The 16,215-nt window shown below is 71.6% G+C and carries 17 protein-coding genes, 1 pseudogene and 1 other annotated feature; of the genes and pseudogenes, 9 read left to right on the forward strand and 9 right to left on the reverse strand.

From position 1 onward, the window contains the following. The first annotated feature begins 11 nt into the window (after window positions 1-11). Window positions 12-959 (forward strand): LysR family transcriptional regulator, encoded by a 948-nt coding sequence (locus XF36_RS12945; protein WP_060714664.1) that lies wholly within the window; start codon window positions 12-14, stop codon window positions 957-959. A gap of 39 nt (window positions 960-998) precedes the next feature. On the opposite strand, the gene XF36_RS12950 is transcribed toward XF36_RS12945, so the two are convergent. Next, entirely contained in the window at window positions 999-1,748 is a 750-nt protein-coding gene (locus tag XF36_RS12950; RefSeq protein ID WP_060712182.1) for a hypothetical protein, read from the reverse strand. 186 nt (window positions 1,749-1,934) lie between these two features. Between XF36_RS12950 and XF36_RS12955 the strand changes: the two genes are divergently transcribed. From XF36_RS12955 to XF36_RS12965, 4 genes are all read left to right on the forward strand, one after another. Further along, on the forward strand, window positions 1,935-2,516 hold the full coding sequence (locus XF36_RS12955; protein WP_238589252.1) for an AAA family ATPase: 582 nt from the start codon (window positions 1,935-1,937) through the stop codon (window positions 2,514-2,516). Window positions 2,517-2,621: 105 nt separating this feature from the next. Further along, window positions 2,622-3,314, forward strand: a complete 693-nt coding sequence (locus tag XF36_RS12960) for an Ltp family lipoprotein (protein ID WP_082375386.1) — start codon at window positions 2,622-2,624, stop codon at window positions 3,312-3,314. Window positions 3,315-3,635: 321 nt separating this feature from the next. Beyond that, a complete protein-coding gene (locus tag XF36_RS33255; RefSeq protein ID WP_202968520.1) occupies window positions 3,636-3,812 on the forward strand; it encodes an FAD/NAD(P)-binding protein in 177 nt (58 codons plus the stop codon). Between the two features lie 78 nt (window positions 3,813-3,890). Further along, window positions 3,891-4,955 carry an NAD(P)/FAD-dependent oxidoreductase gene (locus XF36_RS12965; protein ID WP_202968521.1) on the forward strand — a complete coding sequence of 355 codons (1,065 nt, stop codon included), beginning with the start codon at window positions 3,891-3,893 and terminating at the stop codon, window positions 4,953-4,955. Between the two features lie 68 nt (window positions 4,956-5,023). Here the strand turns inward: XF36_RS12965 and XF36_RS12970 are convergent, their stop codons facing one another. Then, the gene (locus XF36_RS12970) at window positions 5,024-6,235 is read right to left on the reverse strand and encodes an IS256 family transposase (protein ID WP_238589343.1); all 1,212 of its coding nucleotides are present in this window, start codon (window positions 6,233-6,235) and stop codon (window positions 5,024-5,026) included. A 194-nt stretch (window positions 6,236-6,429) separates the two neighbouring features. Beyond that, a protein-coding gene (locus tag XF36_RS12975; RefSeq protein WP_145981349.1) for an IS3 family transposase occupies window positions 6,430-7,727 on the reverse strand; the annotation gives its coding sequence in 2 pieces (ribosomal slippage) (window positions 6,430-7,454 and window positions 7,454-7,727; 1,299 coding nt in all). Window positions 7,728-7,847: 120 nt separating this feature from the next. Here XF36_RS12975 and XF36_RS12985 point away from each other — a divergent pair. The 3 genes from XF36_RS12985 to XF36_RS12995 all read left to right on the forward strand — a co-directional run bounded on the left by XF36_RS12985 (window position 7,848) and on the right by XF36_RS12995 (window position 9,010). After that, window positions 7,848-8,078, forward strand: coding sequence for a helix-turn-helix domain-containing protein (locus tag XF36_RS12985; protein ID WP_060712184.1), 231 nt, complete (start codon window positions 7,848-7,850; stop codon window positions 8,076-8,078). Between the two features lie 126 nt (window positions 8,079-8,204). Beyond that, on the forward strand, window positions 8,205-8,531 hold the full coding sequence (locus tag XF36_RS12990; protein WP_060714667.1) for a transposase: 327 nt from the start codon (window positions 8,205-8,207) through the stop codon (window positions 8,529-8,531). After that, window positions 8,489-8,620 (forward strand) — a sequence feature (AL1L pseudoknot). (Overlaps the previous gene by 43 nt.) Beyond that, complete coding sequence (locus XF36_RS12995) at window positions 8,528-9,010, forward strand: IS3 family transposase (RefSeq protein WP_060712185.1); 483 nt, start codon at window positions 8,528-8,530, stop codon at window positions 9,008-9,010. (Overlaps the previous feature by 93 nt.) The genes XF36_RS12990 and XF36_RS12995 overlap by 4 nt, the downstream gene beginning before the upstream one ends. A 40-nt stretch (window positions 9,011-9,050) precedes the next feature. Here XF36_RS12995 and istB read toward each other — a convergent pair whose 3' ends face one another. The 5 genes and pseudogenes from istB to XF36_RS13020 all read right to left on the reverse strand — a co-directional run bounded on the left by istB (window position 9,051) and on the right by XF36_RS13020 (window position 14,300). Beyond that, complete coding sequence (gene istB, locus XF36_RS13000) at window positions 9,051-9,902, reverse strand: IS21-like element helper ATPase IstB (RefSeq protein ID WP_060713594.1); 852 nt, start codon at window positions 9,900-9,902, stop codon at window positions 9,051-9,053. After that, window positions 9,899-11,158 (reverse strand): annotated as a pseudogene (gene istA / locus XF36_RS13005) (IS21 family transposase). Before istA ends, istB begins: the two are co-directional and overlap by 4 nt. A gap of 398 nt (window positions 11,159-11,556) precedes the next feature. Then, the gene (locus tag XF36_RS13010; RefSeq protein WP_060712186.1) at window positions 11,557-12,807 is read right to left on the reverse strand and encodes an SPFH domain-containing protein; all 1,251 of its coding nucleotides are present in this window, start codon (window positions 12,805-12,807) and stop codon (window positions 11,557-11,559) included. Between the two features lie 90 nt (window positions 12,808-12,897). Then, window positions 12,898-13,347: an NfeD family protein gene (locus XF36_RS13015; RefSeq protein ID WP_060712187.1), complete on the reverse strand. Its 450-nt coding sequence runs from the start codon at window positions 13,345-13,347 to the stop codon at window positions 12,898-12,900. 113 nt (window positions 13,348-13,460) lie between these two features. After that, on the reverse strand, window positions 13,461-14,300 hold the full coding sequence (locus XF36_RS13020; protein WP_060714668.1) for a DUF3097 domain-containing protein: 840 nt from the start codon (window positions 14,298-14,300) through the stop codon (window positions 13,461-13,463). 145 nt (window positions 14,301-14,445) lie between these two features. Between XF36_RS13020 and XF36_RS13025 the strand changes: the two genes are divergently transcribed. Further along, window positions 14,446-15,240, forward strand: a complete 795-nt coding sequence (locus tag XF36_RS13025) for a hypothetical protein (protein WP_060712188.1) — start codon at window positions 14,446-14,448, stop codon at window positions 15,238-15,240. Window positions 15,241-15,263: 23 nt separating this feature from the next. On the opposite strand, the gene XF36_RS13030 is transcribed toward XF36_RS13025, so the two are convergent. Further along, entirely contained in the window at window positions 15,264-16,163 is a 900-nt protein-coding gene (locus tag XF36_RS13030; protein WP_060712189.1) for a LysR family transcriptional regulator, read from the reverse strand. Between the last annotated feature and the right edge of the window lie 52 nt (window positions 16,164-16,215).

A 16,215-nucleotide genomic window follows, 5' to 3' on the forward strand; every position in this document is an offset into this window, starting at 1 on the left:
TCGTAGTGCGGGTGGAAGCACGTCATCTGCGGTACGCGCAGGCGCTCGCCGAGCACCGGCACTTCGGCCGGGCGGCCGCGTCGCTGGGGATCGCACAGCCGCCGCTGTCCTCCCAGATCGCCGCCCTCGAACGCGAGGTCGGCGAGCGGCTGTTCGACCGCACGCCGAAGGGGGTGTTCCCGACGGCGGCCGGCACGGCGTTCCTCGCGCGCGCCCGGAGCGCGCTCGACGAGATGGGCGGAGCCGTCGTCGACGCCGGACGAGCGGCACGTGGGGAGACCGGGCGGCTCCGGCTGGGTTTCATCGGGTCGGCGCTGCTCGCACCGCTGCCCGGGGTGCTCGGCCGGTTCCAGCGCGCCCGGCCGGACGTCCGGCTCGAGGCACTCGAGACGGGAACCCCGGCGGGCGTCGCGGGTCTGCTCGCGGGCGAGCTCGACGTCGCCGTCGGCCGCGGGGCTCCCCGGGGCCCGGGGGCCGAGGATCTCGTCACGGTGCCCATCGGCACCGACGACCTCATCGCCGCCGTCGCCGTGACGCACCCCTTCGCGGGGACGAGGTCGGTCACCATCGAACAGCTCGCGGGCGAGCGGCTCGTCGTGTCCGGCAGTGCCGACGAGCCGGGGGTCGGGGCCTGGCTGCAGACCGTCTTCGCGGACGCGCCGACGGCACTGGACGGCGCCGCGACCGCCCGTGACATCCACACGATCGTCGGCCTCGCCGCGTGCGGCGTCGGCGTGGGACTGGGGCCGTCGCGGATGCGACTGCTGGCCCGCGACGACGTCCGGTTCTGCGACGTCACGCCGGCCGTCCGCCTTCCCGACCTGCAGCTGTCGTTCCGGGCGTCGGACGACTCGCCCGTCCTCGCGGCCTTCCTGGACGTCGTGCGGCTCAACTGCGACGAGGTCGGGTCGCGGCTGGACCGGATCCTCGCCCACCACCCCGGCATCGGGGTCCTCTGACGACGGGCTCGTCCGATTCGGCCGGCCGCGGGCACCGGATCATCCGGACCGGCCCCGGCACCGCAGGTGCCGGGCGAGGAACCGGGCCGCGTCGCCGCCCTCGAACGCAGGAACGCCGGTGTGCCCGCCGGTGTTGGCGTGCAACGTCTTCTCCGTCCTGCCGAGCGCGTCACTGCCGAGCGCGTCGAACAGGTCGAGGGCCTGCCGGCGGTCGTTGCCCTCGTCGTCCCACTGCAGCAGCATCAGCAGCGGGACGGTGACCCGCCGGGCCTCGTCCAGGGTCGCGCGCGGCATCCGGCTACCGGCGAACAGCAGCGCCGCCGCGATCCGCGGCTCCAGCGCCATCCGGACACCGATCGCGGCGATCCCGCCCGACCAGGCGACCGGGTCGTGCTCGGGCAGCGCGTCGAGCAGCGTCCGCCACTCCGGGACCGACGCCTCGACCAGCGGCGTGACCAGCCGTTCGACGACGGCGTCGGGAACGGGTTCGCCCGCCCGGACCACCCGGCGCAGCTCGGCGCGGGCGGCCTCGACGTCGGGCATGCGGGGTCGTCCGCCGGCACCGGGCAGCTCCAGGGTCGCGGCGGCGTACCCGTCGGCGACACAGGAGCGGGCCCGCCCGAGCAGCCTCGGGTGCATGCGTGCCAGGTCGCCGGGGTGGCCCAGCAGGACCAGCGGGGTCGGGCCGCTGGTCGTGCGGGGTGACCAGAGAACGCCGGGGACGCCGTCGAGGGTGAACCGGTGCTCGGTCAGGTGGTCGTCGAGATGCTCTGTGCTGGTGACATGCATGGTCGTGCCTTCCGGGAGTGCTCGCGGCGCTCCGGGACGGCCTGCCGTCCGGGTGGGAGCGCCCGTATCGGTACCGCGGTCACGGGGCTCACCTCCTCGGGTCGGTGCACGGTCGGTCGCACGCTAGCCGCGATCGCGCCCCCGTCGCACGGATTTCCCATCGCATTCCGGCCGTACGGTGTGGGGGTGCTGTGCTGGGACGACCTGTTGCCCACCCGACCGCGCCGCATCCTCGTCGCAGGGGTCTCCGGATCCGGGAAGACGACGCTCGCCGCCCGCCTCGCCACGGTGACGGGCGGTCCGCACACCGAGATCGACGCGTTGTTCCACGGCCCCGGGTGGGTGCCGCGCCCGTCCTTCCTCGACGACGTCGACCGGTTCACCGCCGCCGCCACGTGGGTCACCGAGTGGCAGTACGGCACGGCACGCCCGCGCCTGGCGGCCCGCGCGGACCTGCTCGTCTGGCTCGACCTGCCGTTCTGGACCGTCACGTTCCCCCGTGTGCTGCGGCGGACGTGGCGGCGCAGCCGCCACCGTGAGGTGCTGTGGAACGGCAACGTCGAGCCTCCACTGCACCGGCTGCTCGTCGACCGGGAGAACATCGTGCGCTGGGCCGTCGCGACCCGGCACAACTACCGGGAGCTGGTACCCGCGGTCGCCCGGGAGCACCCGGCGCTGACAGTGGTACGGCTGCGGTCACCGCGCGAGGTCGACGACTGGGTCGCCGGGCCGCTCCAGCACTCGCTGCGCGGGACCGGGCTCTCCTGACAGGGGCGCCAGGGAAGCCACCGAATTCACGGTACCCCTTCCCTAATTCTGGGGATCCGCCGCCGCACCCGGCAACACTCGGTCGTCTCGAGCGACATAGGGGCCATGACGACCCCGCAGACCCCACAGGGCCCCTCCTGGAGCACCACCCCGGCCGGCCACGGCGTGCCGCCCGGCCAGTACCCGCCGCCGGGCCGGATCCCGCAGCAGCGGAACCTCCCGACCGCACCCTGGGCGCAGCAACCGCCCCTTCACCCGGCTCCGGCTCCGGCTCGACGACGGAAGTGGCCGTTCGTCGTCGGCGGGCTCGCCGTGGTGATCGTCGCCGCCGCAGCTGCCGGAGGCTCGGGCGACGGAGACGCGGCGTCCCCCATCGCTGCGGCCCCGTCCTCCGCACCCGCCGTCGTGCCGTCCACCGTGGCCGCCGCGCCGCCGGCGGTGATCGCCCCGGCACCGAGCAGCGCGGCGTCCGCTCCCGAGACCTACGCCGCCCCGGCCGTGCCCGCACTGTCGGTGAGCCGACAGAACGCCGTCGAGTCGGCCGAGGGCTACCTCGACTTCAGCTCGTTCTCGCGCACGGGTCTCATCAAGCAGCTCGAGTTCGAGCACTTCTCCACCGCCGACGCGACGTATGCCGTCGACCACGTGACCGTCGACTGGGACGAGCAGGCGGCACGGTCCGCGAAGAGCTACATGGAGTTCAGCTCGTTCTCCCGGCAGGGTCTGATCGACCAGCTGAAGTTCGAGGGCTTCACCGCTGCGCAGGCCAAGCACGGCGCGGACGCGGTCGGGCTCTGACCTTCGACGTCGAGCAGTCCTCGTCGTCGGACGCACGGGGAGGGGCAATGGACGACGTCCACGACGGACCTTCTCGAACACCCTCTCCGGTGTCGTCCCGTCCGTGCCGTTCGGGCTGCCCGCTCCTGCACATCGATCTGTGACACCGGGGGAACCGACCCTGCCCCGTCGTCACACCGGGGAACGGACGGGGCGACGTAGGCTCGGTCCTCAGACCGGACCCACCGATCCCCTGGAGGCCGTCCGTGCCCCGCCCCCCCCCCGGCCCGCGTGTTCGCCGAGATCGCCACCGCAGACCCACCACGGGGACCACGGACCGTCATGGGCCGCGCCGTGGTACTCGGGGCGAGCATCGCCGGGATGCTTGCCGCGCGCGTGCTCGCCGACCACGCCGAGGAGGTCCTGCTCATCGACCCCGACGGTGACCCGACCGGCCCGGAGCCCCGCCCCGGCGTGCCGCAGGGCGGGCAGGTGCACGCGCTGCTGCCCGCCGGGTAGGTCCAGCTCGAACGCTGGTTCCCCGGCATCACCGCGACCGCGATCTGCGAGGGCGCAGTGCCGCCCGACCCCGCAACGGTGGAGCTCTGGGTCAACGGCCGCCTCCGCCCGCTCCCCGCCACGCCGCAGGACGAGCCGACCCTGGTGACGACCCGCCCCTTCCTCGAGAACCTGGTCCGGCGGGCCACCACCGCCGTCCCCGGGATCCGTGTGGTCGCAGGTCGTGCCGAGGGGCTGGCGTTCGACGGCGCGCGGGTGTCCGGGGCCCGGGTGCGGGTCGGGGACGAGGTCGTGACCGAGCCCGCGGATCTGGTCGTCGACGCCACCGGCCGGTCGAGCAGGCTCGCCGAGTGGCTGGACCAGGGTGGTCATCCGCGTCCCACCTGGCAGCGGATGCCGATCAGGCTGAACTACGCCAGCGCCCTGTTCGAGCGTGACTCTGCGATCAGCGATGCCGGCGTCGTGATCGCGACCTCCGACGCCGACCACGGCCGGGTCGCCCGTCAGGCCGGGATCCAGGCGGTCGAGAACAACCGGTGGATCGTCCTGGTCGCCGGCTACGGCGACGACCGGCCCACTCGCGACCCCTCAGACTTCCGCGAGCGCTGCAGCCGGGACTTCCCGGCTGCCTTCGGCGACATCGCCACCGGCGCCCGGATGATCGGCGACGTCGTCACCTACCACCAGGCCGACAGCCGTCGCCGCGACACCGCGTCCCTGCGACTGCCCGCCGGCATCATCCCGGTCGGTGACGCGATCGCCTCGTTCAACCCCGTCTACGGGCAGGGCATGACCTCCGCCGCGCTGCACGCCTCTTGCCTGTCGGCCTATCTCCGCTCCGCTCCGTCATTGGCGGAGCCTGCCCGTGGCTACCTCGACGACGTGCAGGTCGTCGTCGACGCCGCCTGGAGCATCTCGACCCTGGCCGACCTGCGGCTGCCACACGTCGACGGTCCCTACCCGCGCGGGTACCCGGTCGCGTCCTGGTTCGGACGGCGGCTGCAGGCCGCTTCGTTCACCGATCCCGAACTGAACCGGCGCCTGTCCGCGGTCACGATGATGCACGAGCACCCCAGCGTGCTCGCCCGCCCCGGCACGGTGACGCGGGTGCTGCGGGGCGGGCGCGGGAGGCCGGTCGACTGAGCCCCCTGCACCGGGGCCGCCGCCACGGGCCGGGGCCTGTCTCGTGATCGGTGTTTCGGCGTCGTTGCTCAGTAGGTCTCGGCTCCCGGCCAGCGGTCACCGAACGTGATGGCGAACGCGTTGATCACGGGCTTCCAACGCATCGTCCACCTCGTGCGGCCCGTCCCGGTCGGGTCCAGGCTGCGAGTCACAAGATACAAGCATTTCATCGCAGCCTGCTCAGTGGGGAAATGACCACGCGCCCGCACCGCGCGCCGGTAGCGGGCGTTAAGCGATTCGATCGCATTCGTAGAGCAGATCACCCTTCGAATCTCGACGTCGTAGTCCAAGAACGGCACGAACTCTTCCCACGCGTTGCGCCATAGCCGGATCATCGCCGCGTACTTACGGCCCCATTTCTCGTCGAGCTCATCCATAGCGATAAGTGCTGCATTCGGGTTGGGCGCGGCATAGATTGGTTTGATGTCGCGCTTCACCGCGTCCCAGTCCTGTCGACCCACCAGCCGGAAAGTGTTTCGGATCAGGTGCACGACGCAGGTTTGGACAATGGTTTGCGGCCACACGTTGGCCACGACCTCCGGGAGTCCTTTGAGGCCGTCGCAGACCAGGAACAGCACGTCACGCACGCCGCGGTTCTTCAGGTCGACCAGCACGCTCATCCAGAACTTCGCGCCCTCACTGCCGACGCCCATCCACAGCCCCAGCACGTCCTTGCAGCCGTCCACGGTGACGCCGATGGCTGCGTAGACCGGCCGGTTGGCGACCTGCCCGTCCCGGACCTTGACGTGGACAGCGTCGATGAACACCGCGGCGTACACCGAATCCAACGGCCGACCAACCCAGTCATTCATCTCGGCGACGACCTTGTCGGTGATCCGCGAGACCGTCTCCTTCGATACTGACGCCCCATAGATGTCAGCGAAATGTGCGGAAACCTCCCCGGTCGTCATCCCTTTCGCATACAGCGACAGTACGACCTCGTCGACATCTGTGAGGCGCCGCTGACGCTTCTTCACGATCTGCGGCTCGAAAGTGCTGGCCCTGTCTCTCGGAACGTCGATCTCCACGTCACCCGCGGCATCCGAGAGAACCGTCTTCGAGCGGGACCCGTTCCGCACGTTGGTGGATTCCCGGCCGGGGTCGGCCCGGTTCTTGTCGTGCCCGAGGTGCTCGGTCATCTCCTCGTTCAGCGCCGTTTCCAGAACATTCTTGGTAAAGAGCTTCAACAGGCCGTCCGGGCCGGTCAACGCCAGCCCGCGCGCCTTCGCCTCGGCCACCATCGCCGCCGCAGCGGCCCGCTCCGCCGACGCCTGCCGAGCAGGCTTCGGGTCACCCTCGCTTGGATCCACAAGGTCCGATGTCATCACTGTCCGTGCCCATCTCGCCGGACCTCAGCCCGGCGTGTCGGGCCGAAAACACCGATCTTGAAACAGTCCCGTCCCGGCTTTACTGCCGGTGGTTTGGTGGCCAGTGATCATCTGGCCGATGGTTCTGTGTCAGCGTAGTGGGCTGCCTCGAACTCGGTGGGGCTGATCATGCCCAGACTTGAGTGCAGTCGGCGGTTGTTGTACCACTCGACCCAGCTGGCGGTGGCGTACTCGACGTCGGCGATCGTGCGGTAGGGGCCGTCGTGGAAGACTCGGGTGCGGATGCATTCGGCCTTGTAGAGGCCGTTGATGGTCTCCATCAGGGCGTTGTCGTAGGCGTCGCCGACGCTGCCGACCGAGGGCCGTATGCCCTCGAGGTGCAGGTGCTCGGTGAACCGCAGACTCGTATATTGCGACCCGGCATCGGAATGGCAGATCAGCTGGTCCCGGGCCACGGCTTTGCCCTCGTGGGCACGTCGCCACAGCGCCATCCGTAACGGCACGTCCACCAGCTCGACGTCACGAGTGAGCGCGGCGTGCCAGCCCACGATCTTCTGCGAGAAGCAGTCCACGATGAACGCCACGTAGGTGAACGACTGATACGTGCGCACGTAGGTGAAGTCGGTGACCCACTTGCTGTCGGGTGCTGAGGCGGTGAAGTTGCGGTCGAGCAGATCAGCGGCCCGCTGGGCGGTCGAGTCCGGGATGGTCGTGCGCGGCCGTTTCCCGCGGACCACTCCGGCCAGCCCCACCGAGCGCATCGCCCGGTCGACCGCTCCGAACCCAGCCTCGGGCAGCACCGTTCGACGGATCAGGGCCAGCATCTTGCGACGCCCATAAAGTCCCTCTGGGGCCAGCACCGGTTCGCCGGCGCGGTTGGTGGTGAACGCCGCCGCACGGACGGCGTCTTCGACCAGGGCGTCGGTGACGGTCCGGGCCGCGACCCGGCCGGCGGCGCCGTTCCTGGTGCCGGTCCGAGCGCACCAGGCCCGCAAGGTTCGTGCCGCGATCGTGAGCCCCAGGGTGTTGAGGGCAGCAAGGATCGACTCGACGGCATGACCAGCAGCCCGCATCTGATCGACGAACGCGACGATCAGCGGTTTCGGGGGTCGAGCTCCCCCACGAAGAAAATCGTCGCCGACTTGAGGACCTCGTTGACCTCGCGCAGGCGCTTGTTCTCCGCCCGCAACCGCCGCAGCTCCTCGCGGTCATCGCTGGTCACGCCCGCTACGACGCCGGTGTCGACGTCGTGCTGGGACACCCAGCGACGCACGGACTCACGCGACACCCCGAGTGACTCAGCGACCTGGACATGCACGGCACGCTCGGTCGAGTACGCCGAACGATGCTCGGTCACCAGACGCACAGCCTGGCTCCGAACCGCTGGGTCGATCTTCTTGGGCACGACACCCATCCTCTCAGCCTGCTCACAACGGAGCGGCAGAGAAGCCGGGACGGTTCAGTGAGCCTTTTTCAACCTGCCGTTCCGGCAGCTCAGGGGCCTGGTTGTGTGGGTGCCTGAGCCATGCCCGAGTTCACTGCCGAGACGCTGCCCGCCCGTCAGCTCTACCGCGTGTCCGAGGCGATGCTGCTGCTCTCGCTCAGCCGGTCGGTGATCTACGAGTTGATCCGGTCCGGGCGGCTCGGCTCGGTGACCGAGGGCCGGACCCGCCTCATCCCGGCCACTGCGATCAGCCGCTACGTCGATCTGCTCACCACCGAGGCGAAGGAGGCCGACTATGGCCAGTCGGCGTAGTCGCGGGGACGGCGGACTCAGCTGGAGCGAGGCACGCCAACGATGGATTGGTGCCGTGACGGTCGGCTACACCCTGAAGCGCCCCGGGTCTGGTGGAGGCACTGAAGCCACGGGAAGGTGGTCTTCGTGCCGGCACCGAGGAAGTTCAGCGACGAGATGCGTGAGCGGGCCAAGCGCATGGTCCGGGAAGCACGCCAGCAGGAGCCCGGCTTGTCGGTCAACGCCGCGTGTAAGCGGATCGGACCGCAGCTGGGGATCCTTCCCGACACGCTGCGGGGCTGGTGCAAGCAGGCCGATATCGACGACGGTCTGACACCCGGGGTCACGACCGAGGACCGCGACGAGTTGACCCGGCTGCGGCGGGAGAACGCCGAGCTGCGGCGGGCGAATGAGATCCTCAAGACTGCCTCGGCGTTTTTCGCCTCGGCGGAGCTCGACCGCCGACTGCGGTGATCGTCGACTACATCGACGCCCACAAGGGCCGGTTCGGGGTCGAGCCGATCTGTGCTGTGCTGACCCAGCACGGCGCCACGATCGCCCCGAGCGGCTACTACGCAGCCAAGACCCGCCCGCCGTCGCGGCGAGCGCGCTCCGACACCGGGCTGGCCGAGACGATCGAGGCCACGTTCTGGGACCGAGCCAAGGGCCGCGGGGTCTACGGAGCCCGCAAGATGTGGCACCAGCTGCGCCGAGACGGCGTCCCGGGCGCCGACGGCGCTCCGGTCGCCCGCTGCACCGTCGAGCGGCTGATGCGCTACCTGGGCCTACGCGGCGCCCGCCGCGGAGCGCCAGTGCTGACCACCCGACCCGACCGACAGGCCACCCGGGCGCCGGATCTGGTCGATCGGGACTTCACCGCCGCCGCACCCAACCGGCTCTGGGTAGTGGATCTGACCTACGTTGTCAACGGCGGGTTGGGAGTGACCCCGTAGCGACGGATTGGAACTGACCCCCGGCGTGGTGTGGTGATGGTCAGTCGTTGCTGGCGCGGTTGTGTTTGGCCAGGAGCTCGCGTCGGGCGCGGGTGCGGTAGGAGTCCCCGGACAGGGTCAGGACTTCGGCGTGGTGGACGAGGCGGTCGATCATGGCTGCGGCGACGACGTCGTCGGAGAAGGTCTCGCCCCAGCGGCCGAAGGGCAGATTGCTGGTGACCATGACGCTGCCTTGTTCATAGCGGGAAGCGATGAGCTGGAAGAACAGGTTCGCTGCGTCCTGGTCGAACGGGATGTAGCCGACCTCGTCGATGATGATCAGTTTGTAGCGGCGGATCTTCTTCAGCTCGGCCTCGAGCCGGCCGCTCTGGTGCGCGGCGGCGAGTCTGGTGATCCAGTTGCTGGCGGTGTCGAACAGGACCGAGTAGCCGGCGTGGGCGGCTTTGACGCCGAGCCCGATCGCGAGGTGGGTCTTCCCGATCCCGGGCGGGCCGAGCAGGATCACGTTCTCGCACTTGGCGACGAACGTGCTCGTGGCCAGGTGGGCCAGGATGTCGCGGCGCAGCGAGGGCAGATGGTCGAGGTTGAAGTCCTCCAAGGTCTTGACCTGGGGGAAGTGCGCGGTGCGGATCCGCATGACCGTGCCCTTGGACTCGCGGTCGGCGACCTGGCGCTGCAGCAGCGCGCCCAGATACTCCTCGTGCGACCAGTTCTCCTCACGGGCCTGGGCGGCAAGCTGTTCCCAGCTGGCCGCGATGGTCGGGGTCTTCAGGACCCGGGTCAGGTAGGCGATCATCGCCGGCAGTCCGTCGGGGACCGCGGCCAGCACCGGACCGGCCGGCCCCGAGCTCCCAGCGGGGTCGGTGGTGATCTTCGGTGGTGTGGTTGTCATGAGCTGCTCGCTTCCTCGGCAGTGGAGACGAAGTCGACACCGAACAGGGCGTCGTAGTCGGGCAGTGCGCGCAGGGTCACCGGGTGGCCGTCGAGGTGACGGCGTGCTGCGGCCTGTCGGGTGTTGCGGTCGTGGGCCAGGGCGCGGCGCATCGCCGCGGCGGTGTGCTGGTGCGCCGGGTCGGTGATCACCGCGTGGCGGGCCCAGCTGCGGTCGTGACGGGCGACGACCTGGCCGGCGCAGTAGACGACGACCTCGCGCGGTGAGGCGGCGACATCGACGAACCGGCCGATCATCTGCGGATCCACGGAGTAGTCGTTGGCATCGACGCGGACGTAGTAGTCCCGTGCCAGCCGGATCCGCTGGGCCAGCCCGATCGGCGGGTCCAGCGGCGGCAGCGGAGTCATCGCCGCGTAGTCGTGGGCGAGCACGTCCACCGGGCGGCCGCCGATCGCTCGGACGGTGCGGGTGTTGGCCCGGGCCAGCCAGTCGTCGATCTGGTGGTTGAAGTCGGCTGGGGAGGCGAAGCGACGTCCGGGCAGGAACGAGGTCTCGAAGTAGCCGTTGTTGCGTTCGACCAGCCCCTTGAACTCCGGATCCCGCGGTGGGGCAAGCCGGATCCGGGTGGCCAGAGTGCCGGCGAACGCAGCGGCCGGTGCCGAGACCCGCCCGGTCCCGCCGATCGCAGACTCCCGGTCCCAGACCAGCGTGCGGGTCACCCGCCCGACGTCGCTGATCAGCTGCCACATCCCGGACAGGATGTCCCCGGCCTGGCGCGAGGGGATCATCGTCGCGGACAAGAACCGCGAGTAGCCCAGCGTCATCACCAGCACCGGTAGGACCCGTTCCTAGCCTGGGCCGACGGGGATCGTGGTCTCGGGGAACCACAGGTCGCACTGGGTGATCTCGCCCGGTGCGTAGGCGACCCGGTCGACCGGGTCGATCCCGACATACTCGGGGCGGATCTGGCGGATCCGGTCCTTGAGCACGGTCAGCGAGTGCTCCCACCCGATCCGCTCTGCGATCACCGTGGCCGGCATGCGTGGGAACTGCGCCAGCAATGCCCGCACCTGCGGCTCGACCGCATCCGCCAGCGATCCCCGCGGGCCCCGTTCCCGCTTCGGCGGGCCCGGCGCCCGCAACGCGGAGCGCACCGTGTTGCGGGCCACCCCCAGCCGGCGGGCGATCTCCTTGATCGGGACACCCTCGGCCCGATGCAGACGACGGATCTCGGCCCAGTCCTCCACCGACAACACCCCCTCAGCGTCGTGCAGAGGGGGTCAATCCCAAGCCGACGCTAGGGGGTCAGTCTGAGCCCGTCGTCGACAGCGGTGGAGCAGGTCCAGTCCTGGTCGACGATCAGACGGGCCAGCCGTAGCCGGGCACGCGGAGTCAGCGCAGCGTTAGCGTGGGTCACAAGGGCCTCCGGTTGGTGAAGCGGTTCCTAGACAGCTCCACTTCACAACCGGGGGTCCTCGCCTGTCTCAGCGACAGGCCGTCATCAGCTCAACCTGGAACAACGTCCATGGACATCACACCTACGGCTTCGTCCTCGCCTAGTACGGCGACGGCGCCCGTCCCGACGCGACACCGCCCCACCCGGCGAACCGGGCGGGGCGGTGTCGTGCGGTGCAGTGCGGTGCGGCGGGGTGGGTCAGCCGCGCTGCTCCTGGCCGTTCGGATGGCCCTGCGCCGCGTCCGGCAGGCCGATGCCGGGCGCCTCACGGGAGGCCTCCAGCTGGGCCGGGGTCGCAGAGCCGCCGGTGCCGACCTCGGTGCCGGGGACCGGCGGGACGTCCGAGCCCACCGGCGGGACCTCCTGCTGGGCCGCCGCGGTGGCCGCCGCGACCTGCTTGGCGATCTCCGGGTCGGAGGAGGTGTCGAACCAGTCCTCGACGCCGTCGTCCTCGGCGGGCTTGGAGACGGTGCCGTCGTCCGGGCTGGGCTCGTAGCGGAAGACGCCGTCCTCGCCGGGCGCACCCAGCATCCGGGTGAAGCCCTCCAGTGCCTTCCCGAAGTCGGACGGGACGACCCACAGCTTGCTGGCCTCGCCCTCGGCCATCTGCGGCAGCGTCTGCAGGTACTCGTAGGCGAGCAGCTCCGGGGTGGGCTTTCCGGCCTTGATCGCGGCGAACTTCTTCTCGATCGCCTTCGCCTCACCCTGCGCCTCGAGGTACAGGGCGGCCCGGCGGCCCTGCGCCCGCAGGATCTCCGACTGCCGCTCGGCCTCGGCGGCGAGGATGGCGGCCTGCTTGGCGCCCTCCGCGGTGAGGATCTGGGACTGCTTGTTGCCCTCGGCGCTGCGGATGGCCGACTCCCGCTGGCCCTCGGCGGTGAGGATCATCGCCCGCTTCTCGCGGTCGGCCTTCATCTGCTGTTCCATCGAGTTCTGGATCGAGGGCGGCGGGTCGATCGCCTTGATCTCGACCCGGGCGACCCGGATGCCCCAGCGCTCGGTGGCCTCGTCCAGCTCGCCGCGCAGCGCGGTGTTGATCCGGTCCCGCGAGGTCAGCGTCTGTTCCAGCGTCATGCCACCGACCACGTTGCGCAGCGTCGTGGTGGTGATCTGCTCGACACCGGCGATGTAGTTGGCGATCTCGTAGACCGCCGCCTTGGCGTCGTTGACCTTGAAGTACACGACGGTGTCGATGTTGACGGTCAGGTTGTCCTGCGTGATGACCGGCTGCGGCGGGAACGACACGACCTGCTCGCGCAGGTCGACCCGCTCGCGCGTGCGGTCGACGAACGGCACCAGGATCGCCGGGCCGCCCTCACGGATGCTGTGGTAGCGACCCAGCCGTTCGATGATGTACGCCCACTCCTGCGGGACGATCACGACCGACTTCACGACGATCGTCACGACCAGCACGAGCAGGATGATGCCGATGATGAACTCGGCGCCCATGTGCTCTCCCCTCCCTGCGCGCCGGAGAACCGGCGCCGGTGTCGCCCCGGCGTCCCCGGGGCGTCGTGGCCGTCCTACCGCGGTGGCGGCTCAGGACGGCGGTAGTTCCCCCCGACCGGTGACGAGCACCGCCGCCCCGGTCACCTGCAGGATCGTGACGGTGCTGCCGGCCTCGAGGACCTCCACCCCGTCCATCGACCGCGCCGACCACAGCTCGCGTCCGATCCGGACCTGCCCCCGCTCGCCGTCGACGCGCTGCACGACCTCGGCGGCGGCGCCGACGAACCGGTCCTGGTGGCGATCGAGGGTGCCCAGGTGCGCGTCCAGCCTGCGTTTCGCCGCCGGCCGCACGGCCAGCAGCAGCAGGACCGCCACGGCGCCACCCAGCCCGGCGGCCGGGAGGAGCGTCAGCCCGAGGGCGGCCCCGGCCGCCGCGGCGAGTGCCCCACCGCCGAGCATGACGAGGAACAGCTCCCCGGACACGAGCTCGCTGCCGATCAGTACGAGACCGACGAGCAGCCAGATCAGTGCCGGTTCCATGGCTCCCAGCCTGCCAGAATGTCCGATTCACCGTCGGCGTTTCGTCGGGATGCTCCGCACTGCTTGGCCCGATCGTTACCGGTCGCTGCCGGAGTTCGACCCCGGTGTCGGGGTCAGGTCCCCTCGGCGGTGACGAAGTCGATGAGCCGCTCGACCGCGCCGATCATCGGGGTCTCCAGGTCGCGGTAGCTGCGGACCGCGCCGAGCACCCGCCGGGCACCGTCGGCGGGCTCGCCCCACCGCAGCGCCGCGCAGACCCCGGTCTTCCAGTCGGTGCCGCGCGGGATCACCGGCCACTCGCGGATCCCGACGACCGAGGGCTTCACCGCCTGCCACACGTCGACGTAGGGGTGACCGGTCACCAGCACGTGGTGCTGGGCGGCGGGGGTGGCCCGGAAGGCCTCACGGGCCTGCCGGGTCTCCTTGGTGCCCTCGACGAGGTGGTCGACGAGGATGCCCAGGCGCCGGTGCGGTCCGGGGTCGAAGTCGCGGACGGCCGCGGCTAGGTCGTCGACGCCGTGCAGCGGCTCGACGACGACACCCTCGACGCGCAGGTCGTGGCCCCACACCTGTTCGACGAGCGCGGCGTCGTGCAGCCCCTCGACCCAGATCCGGGCGGCGCGCGCGGCGCGGGCCTTCAGGTTCGCGACGTGCACCGACCCGGAGGCGGACAGCGTGCGACCGGCGGGGGCGGCCTGCGGCCGGACGAGCGTCGCGGGACGACCCTCGTGGAGGAACCCGGCGGGGCGCAGCGGGAAGATCCGCCGGCGGCCGAAGCGGTCCTCCAGCGTCACCTCCGAGCTGGTGACTGTCACGACGGCACCGCAGAACCCGCTGGCCGGGTCCTCGACGACCAGGCCCGGTTCGGCGGCGACCTCGGTCACCCGGCTCTCCCGCGGAGCACGGGTGCCCGCGGTGTCGAAGATGCCCCGGTAGTCGTGGGTCCGGCTCATGGTGAGCCAGTATCGGTCGACGTCGGTCGGTGACCGGTGCACGACACGCCCACACTCCGGTGGTGACGCTGAGCGTGAATCTCGTAGCGCTGCGTCACCCACGTGCCGGGTGTGCGACGCGGGATGGGCCGTTAGCCTGACCGCCGTGTCCTGTGCCTCCACGACCTTCGCCGTGTGGGCCTCGGCCTGGCTGGCCGGGTCCGCCGCACCCGACGACGTCCTCGACGCGCTCGCGCCGTGGTCGGAGGCGCACGACGTGCTCGCCGCCGACGACGTCACCGCCGCCACGACCGGCCTGCCCGGCCCCGGGGCGGCGCCGACGTCGACGGCGATGCTGCTCGCCGCCGTCCGCCGGGCCGCTCCGCGCGGACAGGCCCGCCTGGTGCTGCCCGCCCCGGGGGACGTGCGTGGCCTGCCCGGCCCTGGCCCGTTCTCCGACGCCGCGATCACCGCGGGCGAGGGCGTGCTGTTCCCCGACGCCGGGTTCGGTATCGTACCGTCGCCGATCGCCGACGGGGTGGTCCGCTGGACCGTGCACTCGGTCACCGACGCCGGCCCGGTCCCCGAGTACGTCGCGCTGAACGAGGCCGAGCGGGAGCTGCGCGGCCAGGTGCGGGCCGCCGCCGCGGCGTTGACCGACCTGGGCGTGGCCCGGCACCGGCCGGGCGTGCGCGAGGAGATCGCGGCCTGGCTGCGCCGGCGCCCGCAGGCGTTGTGGCCCGGCGGGATGCCCCCGCAGGCGCTGCGGGTGCTGCAGCAGGCCGACGAGGTCGACGCGATCCTGTCCGCCGCGTCCGGCGACGAGCCCGGAGGCGCGCTGTCGGCGTCGGCGGCGGTCGCCCGGTCCGACGCACTGCGCCCGATCGCCACCGCGGTCCGGGTGGCGCGCCGCGCCGCCGTCGCCGAGGCCGTCCGGGTGCTGGTGTCGGTCCCCCGCTGATGCCCGGCTGATCTCAGCTGGCATCACCGCGCCGGGTGCTGCCGGGGCAGGGACTCCAGCAGCGCACGCGCCGCCGGTCCGCCGGGCCCGCCCCGGCGCCACACCAGGTGCAGCCGCGTCCGGATCTGCGGGGTGATCGGCACCGCGACCGGCGGCCGCGCCAGTGCGGCCACCCCGGCCGCGCCGAGCGCGGGTTCCGGGACGACCGCCACGCCCGCGCCGCGGGCGGCCAGACGCAGCAGCAGGGTCATGGCGCCGGACTCGAAGCCGACCCGCGCGGTGAGCGACCGGGCCGCCAGCGCCGCGTCCAGTGCGGCGCGCAGGCCGTGCCCGCGGGGCAGGCAGATCAGCGGCCGGGCCGCGAGCTCCTCGCACGTGATCGCGGCCCGGCCGGCGAACGGGTCGTCCGCCGCGACCGCGGCGACCAGCGGGGACTCGACCAGGACCCGTCCGTCGAGGCCCTCGGGCGGGGTGTGCGGGAACCCCAGCACGGCGACGTCGAGCCGCCCGGCCCGCAGCTCGTCGACCAGCTCGTCGGTCGTCCCCTCCCGCAGGGTCACCTCCAGCTGCGGGTGCGCGGCGGCGAAGTCCCCGACCGGGTCGGCGAGCACGGTGTCCGGCAGCGACGTGGCCATGCCGACCGCGACCCGGCCGCGCAGCAGCCCGTGCAGCGCGGCGACGGCGTCGCGCGCGTCCTCCACGGCGGCGAGCGCGGCGCGGGCGTACGGCAGGACCGCCCGGCCGGCCTCGGTCGGGGTGACCGCGCGCGGGCCGCGTTCGACCAGCGGTGCGCCGAGCTCGCGTTCCAGCTGCCGCAGCTGCGCGCTCACCCCCGGCTGCGCGACGTGCAGCGCCGCGGCGGCCGCGGTGACGGTCCCGCAGTCGACGACCGCGACCAGGTAGCGCAGGTGCCGCAGTTCCATAACTGAAGATGCTAGCTGATAGATGATCCATCTCTTCGATTTCTGGCGCGGC

Source organism: Pseudonocardia sp. HH130629-09, assembly GCF_001294645.1.
Lineage (GTDB): Bacteria > Actinomycetota > Actinomycetes > Mycobacteriales > Pseudonocardiaceae > Pseudonocardia.